Genomic DNA, 13,959 nt, shown 5'->3' on the forward strand with positions numbered 1-13,959 from the left:
CTGGGGCCAGATCAAGGTGCGCTTCGAGACGGGAGCAGCCGTGGTCCATATCTTTGTGATGACGCTCGGCTACTCGCGGCGCGCCTACGTCGAAGGTTTCGAGCACGAGCGGCTCGCTTCTCTGCTGGCGGCCCACGAGCACGCCTTTGAGCATTTCGGCGGGCGCTGCGCCGAGCTGCTCTACGATCGCATGCGCACCGTCATCCTGGGCACCGAGGCGGGCAAGGCACGCTGGAATCCCACCTTCGAGGCCTTCGCCAAGCACTGGGGGTTCGAGTCGCGGGTGTGCCGCGCCTATCGCGCCCAGACCAAGGGCAAGGTCGAGTCCGGCGTCAAGTACGTGAAGGGCAACTTCGTCCCGGGGCGGGTGTTTCGCGATCTGGACGATTTCAATGAGCAGTTGCGCCAATGGTCGCAGGACATCGCCGACGTACGCATTCATGGCACCACCCATCAGCGCCCCATTGAACGTTTCGCCCAGGAGGCTGCGGCGCTGGTGCCATGTGCCGGCCAGGCGAGCTTCCTGCAAGCGATGGTGCGCGAGCGCGTGGTGGCCGAGGATTGGTTGATCAGCATCGACAGTAACCGCTACTCAGTCCCTTGCCGGCTGATCGGCAAGACCGTGCAGGTGGTGCGCGCCGGTGGGCTGTGGCAGATCCGCCACCGCGGCGAACTGGTCGCCGAGCACGCCGTGCTGGCCGGCCGCCACCAGTTGAGCATGCTGCCCGGACACGGCCCTGGCGCCGCGGCGCGCAATGCCCGACAACGTTATGCCCAGCTGAGCGAGCGAGCGCAAAGTGCGCCCACAATGGCCGAGGTCGAGACCCGGGATCTGCAGATCTATGAACAGATGCTGGAGCTTGCCTGATGAATCCCGCTCAACTGGAACGACTGTCCGAGCATCTGACCAAGCTGCGCCTGTTCAAGAGCCGCGAACGGCTCGAAGCGCTGCTGCAGCAGGCCGCCGCCGACGATCTGGCCTACGCCGATTTCCTCGAACGCGTCCTGGCCGAGGAAGTGGCCGCCAAGACCAGCAAGAACGTGGCCATGCGCACCGCCATGGCGCGCTTCCCCTTCGTCAAGCCGCTTGAGACCTTCGACTTTGGCTACCAGCCTTCGATCGACAAGAAGCAGGTCCAGGCCCTGGCCAGTTGCCACTTCATCGAGCACGGCGAGAACGTCCTCGTGCTGGGCCCGCCCGGAGTGGGCAAGACCCATCTGGCGGTCGCGCTCGGCTTGAAAGCGATCGAAACCGGCTACCGGGTGTTCTTCACCACGGCGGCCAATCTGATCGTCACCTTGACCAAGGCGCATACCGAAGGTCGCCTCGATGAGAAGCTCAAGTTCTACACGACGCCGCGCCTGCTCATCATCGATGAGATCGGCTACCTGCCCATCGACAGGCTGGGAGCCAATCTGTTCTTCCAACTGATCAGCCGGCGCTATGAACGCGGACCGATGATCCTGACCACCAACCAGAGCTTCGGCGCCTGGGGCGAAGTGTTCGGCGATCGGGTCATCGCCACGGCCATCCTCGATCGGCTGTTGCATCACGCCGTGACCATGAACATCCGCGGGAACTCGTATCGATTGAAAGAGAAGTTGAAGGCCGGTCTCGTTCGTCCCGAACAGACCGAAGCGTGAACGGGGTGGGGAAAATTCAATTCCCGTAGCTGGGGAAAATTGGGATCCCCTTGACACACCCACACCTCCTTGGTATTGCCCTTGTCCGTCTCCCCGCGGGTGAAGAACAGCACGTTGGTCTTCACGCCCTGGGCGTAGAAGATGCCGGTGGGCAGGCGCAGGATGGTGTGTAGGTTGCACTTGTCCATGAGATCGCGCCGGATGTCGGTGCCGATGTTGCTCTCGAAGAGCACGTTGTCGGGTAGCACCACCGCGGCACGCCCACCGGGTTTGAGCGCGCGGTAGATGTGTTGCAGGAAGGCGAACTGCTTGTTGCTCGTGATGTAGGTGAGATCGCCGCGGGTAGGCACGCCACCGCCCTTCTTTGTGCCGAAAGGTGGGTTGCTGAGGATGAGCGTTGCCGGCGGCAGTTGCTTGTGGTCGTCGCTCAGCGTGTCGCCGTAGGTCACGCCGCCTTCAATGCCGTGCAACAGCATGTTCATCAGTGCCAGGCGGTGCGTGTCTTGCACCAGCTCCATGCCGTGGAAGGTCTGATGCCGGTAGGCGCGCTGCGCTTCATCGCTGAGACTATCGAAGTCGTTGTGCTCGCGGAGATAGTTGTTGGCGGCGATGAGAAAGCCGCAGGTGCCAGCGGCCGGATCCTGAATCACATCGCCCAACTGCGGCTTCATCACGCTGACGATGCTGTCGATCAGATGGCGAGGGGTGAAGTACTGGCCGGCACCGCTCTTTTTCTCGCCGGCGTTGCGTTCCAGCAAGTCTTCGTACAAGTCGCCCAGGTCGTCGCGATCAACGCTGTACCAGTCGAGGCTGTCGATGTCGGTCACCAGCTTGCTCAGGGTGGCTGGCTTGGTGATGAAGGTGTTGGCGTTGGCGTAGATCTCCTGCACCGCGTCGCGGCCGTGCAAACCGTAGTCCAGCAGCATTTCTTTGTATATATCGAGGCGATCAGGCGCCGAGGCGTTGAGCAGATCGTCCCAGCGGATACCGGGTTGCTCGATCTTTGGCGCGCCTTTGGTTTTCTCGACAGCTTTCCATACCTTGAGGCGGTCTTCCTGCCCGGTTTCTTTCATCATCTTGAGAAACAGCAGGTAGGTCAGTTCGCTGAGGTACTGGTGGTAGGTGACACCATCGTCGCGAAGGACGTGGCAGAGCGACCAGAGTTTTGCACCAATATCGAGTGCGGCGGTGTGGTTGGTCATGAGATCAGGGTTTAGCGTTAAGCAGATTTAGGTTGAGAAGCCCACAGCGCATCGTTAAATGCGGCCAGCACGGGCTGGAGTTGGCCGTTGAATATCTTGTCGAGTCGATTGAAACCGCCACCTTCGCGTTTGAAGATGAGGTCTGGATCATCCAGTGCCTCGCGATCTACCAACACATTGGCTTTGGTCTGCGCAGCAATTCGCTTTAGCCAGTCGCGCTGAGGAGTGGTCCAGGAAGTGCCTGCGGGTGGATTCGCCAGCAGGTGTTGAAGTGCGTGGTCTACGCGTTCGCTGTATGGCAATAGAGGATCGCCGATGGCAGCCTGGCGGATGTAGCCGACGATGCGGGCGGCGATATCCTGGTTGGTGAGTTCGCGCCACGCGGTGGCCAGGTTGGTTTCGGTATAGCCCGCTGCGTCTAGGGCAAGCACCAACTCGCGCAACTGAGCGCGGGTAAGGTCGCGCGGGCGCGTGAGCACGGTCAATAGCGCGGGAATGTCGTTACCGTGGCTCTTGAGGTAGTCGCCGAACTCGCGCAGGTAGTCCTCGGGCTTGTGTGCCGTGCCGTAACCGCGCTCGATGCGCTCGAAGCGGTCTGGATGATCAGAAACATACAATGTGTGGGGCGTGCCATCGGATTTGCGATCGAGCAACTCTCCGAGGCCGGGGTTCTGAATGAACCAGTTCGCGACGTCGGTCAGTGGCATGGCTTTGAGCGCTTGGATGAAGGCGTCGGGAGACATACCGGCCTTGACCTCAAAAGCCTCGACGTTCTCCGCTGAGAGGTGTCGTTTCTTGCGTTGCAGCTTGGCGAGGAATTGATCGCGCGCGAGGGCTGTTGCGGACTCGTCTTTGAGCGAGGCGAGTTCCTCGGCCAGTTGAGTGAAGCCAATCTTGGGATTGACCACCACCGGTTGCATAGCGGTCATGTCGCCGACGGCCTCGAAGATGCGCACAGCGTCGAAGACACGGAATGATTCCTTTACTTCCGCCCCGTTGAAATCACACAAGCGTGTGGCGCGGCCGAGCATCTGGTCGAAGAGGATGCGGCTATTGACCTGACGCAGGAAGACGAGGTTGCAGATCTCAGGCACGTCCACACCGGTGGTGAGCAGGTCCACGGTAACGGCGACGTTGGGCTGGCGTTCGTTCTTGTAGCGCCGGATCAGATGCAATGGCTTGTCCGCGGCGCCGGTGATCTTGATGACTGCGTCGTCCTCAACACTGCCGTATTGCGTTGCAAAGGCTTTCTTGAGCAGATCGACGACCATGTCGGCGTGGCTGTCGCTGACGCAAAAGATGAGTGTCTTGCGCCGTGACGCCGGGTCCAGCTCTTGAGCAAGGTAATCGCAGATTACTTCGTTGAAGGCACGGGTGATGACCTTGCGGTTGAAATCGTCGACCTTGAGCTTGATCTCGTCAGGCGCCTTGAATAGCTCGACCTCTTGGCGGTTGGTGTCATACACCTTGACCTCTTCGCCGACTCGCCAGGTCATGCCATGAGTGGAGAGCTCGGTGTGGATTTGCACCGCCGGTTCGAAATCGACCAGATACCCGTCAATCACCGCTTCGCGATAGGTGTAGGTGAAAGCAGGAGGGCCGAAAATCTGCGTGGTGTGCAGTGCAGGCGTGGCGGTGAGCCCGATCTTGACCGCATCAAAGTAGTCGAGGATGCGCCGGTATTTGGAAATGTAGTCGTCGTAGCCGCGGAAACTCAGCTCGGTATCTGACAACTCGCGGTCGAGCAGATAGCCGCGGTGGCATTCATCGACCACGATGCAATCATATTGATCGATTGGCGGCGGCAAGACATCGTCGGCGGTGTAGAGGACACGTTGCACCATGCCCTGGACGGTCGCAATGTGAACGGCCGTATCTTCGTCGGGCTGCTGATGCTCCAGCTCCTTGATGCCGAAGATGTCGGCGAAAGTCTGGAGCTTTTCCATTCGCGTGTCTTTGAACGCGTTGGCGGCTTGCTCGCCAAGGGCCGAGCGGTCCACCAGGAAGAGGATGCGTCGAAAGCGTTTCGCCTTCAGTAATCGGTAAATTAAGGCGATGCAGGTTTTTGTTTTGCCGGTGCCGGTTGCCATGGCTAGAAGAATGGCGAGCTGACCGCTACCGATGGCACCTTCAACGGCCCGAATGGCTTGCTCTTGGTACGGACGCAAGGGGAAACCATAGTCGCAAGGTGTAGCGTCCAGTTCGGCGTGGGCTTGGTCGATCTCCTGCTGAAGGAGCCCCTTGAGACCCTCTGGGGTGTACCAGCCGTCGAGCGTGTGACTCAGATTTTCGGGGCGGCGTAGATCGCAGAACCAAACGCCGCTTTGGTGGGACAGCTGGCGAAGGTAAGGACGCCCGTTCGACGAAAATGCGAAAGGCACTCTAAACGCGCCTTCGGCGCCGTAGTTTGATGCTGGCAGCTCAGTTTCAGCCGAAGCCTTGAACCCCCGGCTGTAACGCTTGGCTTGTTGCAATGCGCCAGAGACGTCGAGGTTCTTTCGCTTGGCCTCAATGACCGCGACGGGCTGCATGCCGATAAACAATACGTAGTCTGCCGGCCCCGTTTCCGTCGGCCATTCAGCGATGGCAAGGTTCTGGCCTCGCTGAGGTCTGGCGCCATTGGAAAAACTCAGATTGCGAGAGTCGACGGTCCAACCAGCCGCAGTGAGCTGTTCGTCAATGATCTTGCGAGTATCTGATTCGCTCAGTTTGAGGGTTGCCGCAGCGTTATTGGCCGCTTCAACCAGCTGGGCAACGGCTTGTGACGGCTGGGACGCGGCTTGTGCTTGTGTCGCTTCAAGCCGCTGTGCCAACTCGTACTTTGCCGTTTCTGCCTCTGCGGCCATTGACTCCCAGAATGCTCGCTCTTCTTCAGTCTGCTGTGCGTGTGCCTGAATTGCTTCAAGCGCTTGAGTCGCGTTTTGGTGGGCAGCTCGAAAGGCTTGGAGCTCTTGCTGCAAGGCGTCCAACTCCGCCTTGAGTTCGGCGTTTTCGTCGATTGGCGGTGCAGGCGGCACGAAGGGCCCAGACTTAAACGCCGGGTCTTTAAAAGTGCGGTGGAACCAAACGCCTAGTTGCCAAGCCAAGCGCATTGCCATCAAGGCCGTGCGGTGGTCTCCCGCGAGATTGTGGTTCGCGTCGTTTCCGGCCTTGCGAATTTCGTGGAAGAGTCCGCCGACCTCTCGTGGCAGGATGCCGTGGTCTTGCAGCCGGCGCAGCAAGTCGACCTGTCTTTCGTCCGCCGATGTGAATACGCCGACGCGGGATGCTGCTGATTGCGCCAAGCCTTCAGCCAGTTGACGAAGTTTAAGTAGGCAGGTGTTCGGGTCATCGGCAAAGTAGCGCTCAGCAAGCATTCCCAAGCGTTCAAGCTGCTCGTCGTGCGCTTGAAGTTGCGAAAAGTTGCTTTGTTGGCGAGCACGGTTCATGGCGCTTCCTTATCGCAGCTCGTACCAGACGCCTCTGCCCGCACCATGTTGCGCAAGATGTCCTTGTTCAACCAGCGCACGAAAATGCTGCTTGAGCGTGTTGCGATTTCCATCGGTGAGGCGGATTGCGTCGCCCATGGTGATGCGGCCGTGTTCTCGGGCGAACTCAACGATTTGAAGTGAAAGCTCGGGAAGTGACGCCAATACGAGCTTTTCACGCTCGACCTTTCGGTTTAGCCGACGCACTTGTTCGGCCAGGGCGCGCAGGAAGAAAACCAACCAGGGTTGCCAATTCGGTGCGTCGCTGCGAATCGTGCCTTGAGTTTGCCGTAGCGCCAGGTAGTAAGCCTCTTTGCTCTGCTCGATGACGCTCTCGAGCGAGCTGTACGGGACATAGGCGTATCCCGCCTGCAGCAGCAAAAGCGTGGTGAGTACCCTGCTCAAGCGGCCATTGCCGTCCTGAAACGGGTGAATCTCCAGGAAGACGACAACCCAGATGCCGATCAATAGCAGGGGGTGAAGACGTGTGGCTGCGCGCGCCTCATTGAACCAGTCGATCAATTCCGTCATGAGTGCCGGCGTATCGAATGGCGTTGCAGTGGCGAAAACGACGCCCAGCTGAGTGCCGTCCTCGTCAAAAGCCACCACGCTGTTGGTGGAAGTCTTGTAGTTGCCCCGATGCCAGGCATCCTTTTCGCTATAGGTGAGCAGGTCGCGGTGCAGCTGCTTGATGTGGTTCTCGGTCAGTGGGATGTCCTGCCAGGACGAGAACGCCAGTTCCATGACTTCTGCGTAGCCGGCGACTTCCTGTTCGTCGCGGGTTGCGAATGACTTGATCTGCAGATTGGAGAGCAGGCGCTCGACGTCGCGATCGGACAGTCGGCTACCCTCAATACGGGTCGAAGAGCCGATACTCTCGATTGTGGCGACTCGGCGCAATGCTGAAAGACGATCTGGTGCCAGCGTGCCAAGGGCACGCCAAGCGCCTTTGAACTCATCGATACCGGCGATGAGGCTCAGGATTTCGGGTGTTATCTGAACGGCATTGGAGCGGATCATGGGCACCAATACTACATCCGTTTACACCCATTTAAGTAGAGTACAAAATCACGCCGCCTCTCAAGGGCATCTTCGTGCGCGTGCTTCGTCCATTCGAGATGCTATCGCTGACCTTCCGGGCCAAGAGGCCGTAGGGCTGCCTCTCATTGCAAGTTGGTGCATGAGCGGTCGGTGATCAACTCATTGCTGGTCCCAAGCATTGCTCGGCGAACGGCGGCAACGTCCGAATTACCGCTCTCCACGGAAGCTTTAGCGATCGTCGTGACGCGGAGGGTTTCTCGCGCAAGTGATTCGTTACCGTTCAGTTTGCTTGAATCTGAACCCCTCTCCGTCCCGCCATATTCTTCCCCAGCCGCGCCCGTGTTTCCTCATCCAGCAACACCGCCGCCGGCGCGAACGCATTCGATTCCTCGAACCGGATGTGATCGCGATAGAGGCTGCAGAAGGCGGTGACGGTTTCTGCGTTGAGCGTGTCCGCGCTTCCCGCTTGGATGGCCTCGAGATCGCTCCGCAGTGTGGCCCAGGCGGCGAACATGCGGCGGTGTTCGTCGAGCAGGCGGGCGATGGCGGTTTCGAGGTCGGCCCGCTGCTCATTGGGCACCGCGGCCAGCAGGGCGGGGAAGAGGTCGCGCTCTTCGTCTTCGTGGTGGTGGACCGCGGCGGTGTTGAAGTAGCGCAGGATGTTGGCTGCGGCGGTGCGGGCGTCGGGGTCGCAGCCATGTGCCTCGAGATGGGGTAGCAGGCGCTCCAGGGTGGACAGCCGGTCGTGGATGCGTTCGTGGCAGGCGGCGAGGAGTTCGAGCGGCTCGTCGAAGCCGGCGGCGGGTTTGAGCAGTGAGCGAGGCATGACTGGGTTCAGGCGCCGAGTGTCGTGAAGAAGCCGGCGGGGTCTTTGCTGAGCGCCACCGAGACGATATAGGCGAAGGTGAGCAAGGCGAGCACGAATGCGGTGCTGCGCACACCCTTGCTGCGGCCGCGCTTGAGGGCGACGGTGCCCAGGCCGATGTAGACCAGCAGTCCGACGATCTTGGCGATGAGCCACGGCATGGCGAGCGCCGAGGCGCCGAGCATGACCACCATGGCGACGGCGCTGGCGAGCAGCGCGGTGTCGATGATGTGCGGTAGCACGCGTACCAGCTTGCGCTTGAGCAGTGGCGAGCCGGTGAGCATCATGATGCCTCGGGCCAGAAAGCCGCTTCCGCTGAGGACGATGCAAAGGAGGTGGATGTGTTTGAGTGCGGTATAGCCCATTGCTGCGTTCTTGCCTGCGAGGTTGAAAACCGGATCTGCGGCAATCGACAATGGATTCCGCAAATCATTCGTGGCAGCATCGCTGCTTGCCCTAACTTCGTGAAGGATACGGCAGGTTGCGAGTCGTTTGCCGATCGTGCCAGCCGCAACAGGAATTGCAATGAACGAAAGCAAGATCAACGTCGCCGAGATTTTTCCTCGCCTGCCGCTATTCAGCGAGTTGTCCGAGAGCCAGCGCGCGGTGCTGCTCGAATCGACCCGCGTGAAGACGGTCGCCAAGGGCGAGCTGCTGTTTCAGCGCGGCGATGCGCCACAGGGTTTCTTCTACGTGATCTCGGGGCAGATCAAGCTGGCCTTTTCGTCGTCGGCGGGCAACGAGAAGGTGGTGGAGATCCTCGGGCCGAGCCAGAGCTTTGGCGAGGCGGTGATGTTCATGGACAAGCCCTACCCGGTCTTTGCCGAGGCGCTCAGCGAGGCGAACCTGCTGTTGGTCAAGCGCCAGGCGGTATTCGATCTGCTGGAGAGCGATCCCACCTTTGCGCGCAGCCTGCTCGCGGGCATGTCGATCCGCCTGCATACGCTGGTGCGCGATGTGGAATCCTACACCCTGCGCAGTGCGGTGCAGCGGGTGATCGGCTACCTGCTGCAGGAGGCGGGGGGCGCGCCGTGCTCGGCCGGGGGGCAGGACGTGGTGCATCTGCCGGCCAGCAAGCAGGTGATTGCCTCGCGGCTCAACCTCACCCCCGAGACCCTCTCGCGAACTTTCCACCTGCTGTCGGACGAGGGCCTGATCAAGGTCGAAGGCAAGGACATTCAGCTGCTCGATCTCAAGCGGCTTGCCGATTACGAGGATTGATCGCACCCTCGCGATCGCGGCGTCGCAGGGGTTGGGCTTCGCCGAGCGATTGCCGGTAGCAGCGCAGCGCCTGTAGCAGATTGATCCCCAGCATGAGGTAGGAGCCGGCCACGAGCAGCCCCGCCAGCGGCGCGAGCGCACCAAACCAGAGGCATGCGAGTGCCGCGCCAAGCGAGAGCAGATGGATCTTGAAGTGCCGGCTCATGCGGGCTTCAGGGATGATCTGGTTCATCAGCGGTGCGCGGCAGCCCTGGTTGCTGAGGTGCAGCCACACCAGGAAGGGCACGATCTTGTAGAGCATGCCGATCATCACCGCGCCGAAGCCGCCATGCATGATCAGCATTCCGGCGGCGATTTCCCATTGGGGCAGCTCGACCCACGGCGCCAGTGCGACCATCAGCGCAGCAGCCAAGGCGATCAGCATCGCGGTGCGCCAGAAGCGGAAGGTCGAGTCGATGCGGGCACGTTTTCGCTGGCGCTGGACATGCAGCGTGGCAAGGGCGAACACCGCGGTGCCGGCTGCGGCGAGCAGGTTGGCGAGCCAGCCGGGCACGCCCGGGATCATGCCGGCAAGCAGCGCGGCGAAGAGCGCCGGCGCAAACCAGCTGCGCATCCAGGTCGGGTAGGCGGGGGTGAGCTGGAACATCGGCACCACCTGGTAGGCCGTACCGGCCAGCAGCAGCAGCCCCCAGCCGGCCAGCCCCCAGCGGGCATGCAGATCGTGCAGCGAGAGCGCCTGCAAGGTGGCCCAGCCACCGCGGGCCCAGGCCATCGCGGCACCGATGAGGACGGTGGCGAACAATGCGGCCAGCGCGAGGAACAGCCCCTGGCGCACGTCCCTGGCGCCACCCCCGCGCAGCAGCTTGATCACCCCGAGCACGGACATCGGAACCAGCCCGCCCGCGAGCAGCAGGCCGGCGAGCACATACAGGGTGGGCTCGGCGCTGAGAAAGCCGCCGATCAGCGCCGCGGCGCCAAGAGTGATCGCGGCATGCACCAGCCCGCCTGTCAGGATCGGTCGCGGCACACCGCCGCCGACGGCCACCGGCAGCACCTGCAGCAGCGCGCCACACATCACCTGCAGCATGAAGCCCGCGGTAAAGGCATGGGTGAGCGCCAGCATCTGCGGCGTCCAGCGCGAGGCGAGGGCGTCGCCGGAGACCGCGAGCAACAGGCCGGCCAGGATGCCGAATGCCGACCCGCTGAGAAAGAATCGCAACGGGAGCTGCAGCGGTGGCGTCTGCTCGAAATTCAGCCCGCCCTTCATTTTGCCCGGGTGATGCGGATCGCGAAGCTGCCGTCGGACTGCGCCTCGGCGTGGTGGGCATAGCCGTTCCGGGCGAGGATGTCGTAGAGCGGAAAGGGCTCGCGGTGAATCAACAGGACGACGGTCTCGTCGGGGCCGAGGGTGTCGACGGCCTCAAGGGTCATCTCCATCGGCTCGGGTGGCGGGCGCCAGCGTGCATCGACGATCTTCGGTTCGCTCATTGCGTTACCCTCCCGCTCGAAACCGCGTTTTCTATCTGGGTTACGAGAGCCTGGTCGCGCCCGACGGCCTGGTCGCACATCGGATAGAGCACATTCTCCTCCTTGAGGTTGTGCTGCTCCATGAGTACCAGCAGGGTGTCCGACACGTCCAGAAAGCGTTCCTGGTCTTCAGCTTGGGCCGCATCGAGCAACTCGGCGACGAGTTCGCGCATCTGCTCGTGCTCGATACGCATCATCCGGGTGGGACCGGCGGTCATGCCGGTGGCCTGCTCGAAGGCCGGGAACAGGGATGCTTCTTCAACCGCAAAGTGCGCCAGCAATTCTTCGGCGAAGCCTTGTGCGCTCGCCCTGCAAGCCGGCCACTGTTTGTCTTGGCTCTGGTGTTCGGCGGCGGCGAAAAGCTCATCGCACTTGCGATGGTGGCCGGCCAGGAGCTTCGAAGGTGTATTCATCGGTTGGATCTCCACGCATTCGTTTGACGCAGTTTGCGCGGGCTCAAAGTCCGATTACTTGATGATGCTCAAGAGCGGCGGGTGAAATCGACGCAGCGCCCGGATGCCCCTGGCCGCCAGGTGCTGCAGAGCCCGACCCCGGCTTGCCGACGCGGGACGCTTCCCGGAGCGCCTCCCGATGCTCGGGCAGGGCCTGGCGATACGATTCCTGGGGGTATCGCGAATCCCTTGAAATGCAAGGCATCGCACCAGTTGGCGCGGGCCTCGGAGCGAGCCTTCCTTGTCCGGCGTCAATTTTTTATCGCACTGCAATCGGTAAATTGTCGGCTGCGACATAATGCCGCAGCAGGTGGCCAGGCCATGAGCCCGGGGAGAGCACCTGCCGCGGCGCTTACGAACCGCGCAGCAACGCGCTCAGGGAGAACCGCATCATGGCGAACGAGCAGGACAAACCCTTGGACTCAAACCCCAATCTGGGGCGCAGGAAATTTCTAAATACCGCGGCGCTCGCGGGTCTCACCGGCGCGGGTCTTTCGGTTGGCCTCTCGTCATGCAAGCAGGAAGCGGCCGCACCGGCTGCTGCGCCTGCTGCCGCGCCCAAGGCTCACGCCGAGGTGGCCGAGGTCGGCAAGTATGAAGTTGCGCCGGGTCAGCTCGACGAGTACTACGCCTTCTCGAGTGGCGGCCACTCGGGCGAATGTCGCATCTACGGCCTGCCTTCTGGCCGCGAAATCAAGCGCATCCCGGTGTTCAACATGGACTGTCTGGTCGGTTGGGGTACGACCAACGAGTCGAAGGCCATTCTGGGCACCAAGCCCAACGGCACGCCGAAATACACCACGGGCGATACCCACCACGTCCACCCTTCGTACACCGACGGTACCTACGACGGCAAGTACATGTTCGTGAATGACAAGATCCACGGTCGCCTGGCACGTATCCGCATGGATACCATGGAGACCGACAAGATCACCGAACTGCCGAACGTCCAGGGCTTCCACGGCACCTTCCCCGACAAGCGCGACCCGGTCGATGAGGCGGTCAATCACACCACGCGCGTGTTCTGCGGCGCGGAGTTCTCGATTCCGCTGCCCAACGACGGCCGCGACCTGGAGGACGCAAGCAAGTACAAGTCCCTGTTTACCTGCGTCGATGCCGAGACCATGGAAGTGCGCTGGCAGGCGCTCATCGACGGCAACTGCGACCTCGTGGCGAGTTCCTACGATGGCAAGCTGGCGGCGACCAACCAGTACAACACCGAGATGGGTGTGCACTACGAAGAGATGATGGCGGTTGAGATGGACGCCTGCCTGTTCTTCAACGTCGCCCGTATCGAAGAGGCCGTGAAGGCTGGCAAGTTCACCACCATCGGCTCCTCCAAGGTGCCGGTCGTGGATGGCACCCGCGCCTCCAACGCCGATCCCAAGACCGCGCTGATCTGCACCGTACCGATTCCCAAGAACCCGCACGGCGTGAACATCAGCCCCGACGGCAAGTACTACGTGTGCTCGGGCAAACTCTCGCCCACCGCTTCGGTGATCGACCATTCGCTGGTGCTGAAGTGGTTCGACGGCGAGCTGGCCAACGCCCGCGACGCGGTGGTTGCGGAACCCGAGATCGGTCTCGGCCCCCTGCATACCGGCTTCGACAACAAGGGCAATGCCTACACCACGCTCTTCCTCGACAGCCAGATCGTCAAGTGGAACGTCGAGGCCGCGATCAAGTCCTTCCAGGGTGACAAGGAAGCCAAGCCGGTGCTCGACCGCATCGACGTGCATTACCAGCCGGGCCACGGCTTCACCTCGATGGGTGAAACCAAGGAGTCCGACGGCCGCTTCTTCGTTTCGGACAACAAGTTCTCCAAGGACCGCTTCCTGCCGGTTGGCCCGCTGCACGCCGAAACCGCGCAGCTGATCGACATCAGCGGCGACAAGATGAAGCTGGTGGCCGACCACTCGGTATATTCCGAGCCGCACGACTCGATCATCATCCGCCGCGACATCATCAAGACGCGCCAGATCTACAACCTGGACGAATTCCCGCTGGCGACCAAGGATCCCAAGGATTCGGGTGTGACTCGCAATGGCAAGAAAGTCACCGTCAGGATGACCAGCCAGGCACCGGCCTTCAGCCTGCGGGAGTTCAAGGTCAAGAAGGGTGACGAGGTCACCATCATCCTTACCAACCTCGACAAGGTGGAGGATTTGACGCACGCGATGGCGATCCCGAAGTACGACATCAACTTCATCGTCAACCCGCAGCAGACCCAGTCGGTGACCTTCATCGCCGACAAGCCGGGTGTGTACTGGTGCTACTGCACCAACTTCTGTCACGCGCTTCACCTCGAGATGCGCTCGCGCATGATCGTCGAGGCCTGATCCGGCGTGCTCAATACATCGCCCCGGCCAGCGACCCGCGCGGTCGCCGGCCGGTGGCGGTGACAGTGGAACTCTCGGCCGGAGAGCCTCCACGATAAAGTGATTTCGGGGGCCTCGGGCCCCCACTTTTTTTTGATTGACGGCAGCTCTTGACTCGAAACAAGGCGCGGTGCCGAGACAAACATTAGCATTTGCGCATGC

General features: G+C 61.5%; 12 protein-coding genes. 4 read left to right on the forward strand and 8 right to left on the reverse strand.

Annotated features, from left to right (window positions below):
• Window positions 1-868, forward strand: an 868-nt coding sequence (gene istA, locus GQB03_RS13360) for an IS21 family transposase (RefSeq protein WP_159690157.1), incomplete at its 5' end; no start/stop codon positions are given.
• Window positions 868-1,644 carry an IS21-like element helper ATPase IstB gene (gene istB / locus GQB03_RS13365; RefSeq protein WP_159690160.1) on the forward strand — a complete coding sequence of 259 codons (777 nt, stop codon included), beginning with the start codon at window positions 868-870 and terminating at the stop codon, window positions 1,642-1,644. The genes istA and istB, both read left to right, overlap by 1 nt.
• On the opposite strand, the gene GQB03_RS13370 is transcribed toward istB, so the two are convergent.
• From GQB03_RS13370 to GQB03_RS13390, 5 genes are all read right to left on the reverse strand, one after another.
• Window positions 1,551-2,846, reverse strand: a complete 1,296-nt coding sequence (locus GQB03_RS13370; RefSeq protein ID WP_235027057.1) for a class I SAM-dependent DNA methyltransferase — start codon at window positions 2,844-2,846, stop codon at window positions 1,551-1,553. The genes istB and GQB03_RS13370 overlap by 94 nt on opposite strands.
• 17 nt (window positions 2,847-2,863) lie before the next feature.
• Window positions 2,864-6,274 (reverse strand): type I restriction-modification system endonuclease, encoded by a 3,411-nt coding sequence (gene hsdR / locus GQB03_RS13375; protein WP_159690163.1) that lies wholly within the window; start codon window positions 6,272-6,274, stop codon window positions 2,864-2,866.
• Between the two features lie 9 nt (window positions 6,275-6,283).
• Window positions 6,284-7,333 carry a Fic family protein gene (locus GQB03_RS13380; protein ID WP_159690165.1) on the reverse strand — a complete coding sequence of 350 codons (1,050 nt, stop codon included), beginning with the start codon at window positions 7,331-7,333 and terminating at the stop codon, window positions 6,284-6,286.
• Between the two features lie 301 nt (window positions 7,334-7,634).
• Window positions 7,635-8,180 (reverse strand): hemerythrin domain-containing protein, encoded by a 546-nt coding sequence (locus GQB03_RS13385; RefSeq protein ID WP_159690168.1) that lies wholly within the window; start codon window positions 8,178-8,180, stop codon window positions 7,635-7,637.
• Window positions 8,181-8,188: 8 nt separating this feature from the next.
• A complete protein-coding gene (locus tag GQB03_RS13390) occupies window positions 8,189-8,635 on the reverse strand; it encodes a SirB2 family protein (RefSeq protein ID WP_327516815.1) in 447 nt (148 codons plus the stop codon).
• Between the two features lie 109 nt (window positions 8,636-8,744).
• Here GQB03_RS13390 and GQB03_RS13395 point away from each other — a divergent pair, with 109 nt between their 5' ends.
• Window positions 8,745-9,440, forward strand: a complete 696-nt coding sequence (locus tag GQB03_RS13395) for a Crp/Fnr family transcriptional regulator (RefSeq protein ID WP_159690171.1) — start codon at window positions 8,745-8,747, stop codon at window positions 9,438-9,440.
• Here the strand turns inward: GQB03_RS13395 and GQB03_RS13400 are convergent.
• From GQB03_RS13400 to GQB03_RS13410, 3 genes are read right to left on the reverse strand one after another with little or no spacing between them, the layout of a single operon-like run.
• Window positions 9,412-10,707: a hypothetical protein gene (locus GQB03_RS13400; RefSeq protein ID WP_159690174.1), complete on the reverse strand. Its 1,296-nt coding sequence runs from the start codon at window positions 10,705-10,707 to the stop codon at window positions 9,412-9,414. The two genes, GQB03_RS13395 and GQB03_RS13400, sit on opposite strands and share 29 nt — an antisense overlap.
• Window positions 10,704-10,928 (reverse strand): DUF2249 domain-containing protein, encoded by a 225-nt coding sequence (locus GQB03_RS13405; RefSeq protein ID WP_159690177.1) that lies wholly within the window; start codon window positions 10,926-10,928, stop codon window positions 10,704-10,706. The genes GQB03_RS13400 and GQB03_RS13405 overlap by 4 nt, the downstream gene beginning before the upstream one ends.
• Entirely contained in the window at window positions 10,925-11,380 is a 456-nt protein-coding gene (locus tag GQB03_RS13410) for a hemerythrin domain-containing protein (protein WP_159690180.1), read from the reverse strand. Before GQB03_RS13410 ends, GQB03_RS13405 begins: the two co-directional genes overlap by 4 nt.
• 431 nt (window positions 11,381-11,811) lie before the next feature.
• Here GQB03_RS13410 and nosZ point away from each other — a divergent pair, with 431 nt between their 5' ends.
• Window positions 11,812-13,758: a TAT-dependent nitrous-oxide reductase gene (gene nosZ / locus GQB03_RS13415; protein WP_159690183.1), complete on the forward strand. Its 1,947-nt coding sequence runs from the start codon at window positions 11,812-11,814 to the stop codon at window positions 13,756-13,758.
• The last annotated feature ends 201 nt before the right edge of the window (window positions 13,759-13,959 follow it).

The organism is Cognatazoarcus halotolerans (assembly GCF_009800965.1).
GTDB lineage: Bacteria > Pseudomonadota > Gammaproteobacteria > Burkholderiales > Rhodocyclaceae > Cognatazoarcus > Cognatazoarcus halotolerans.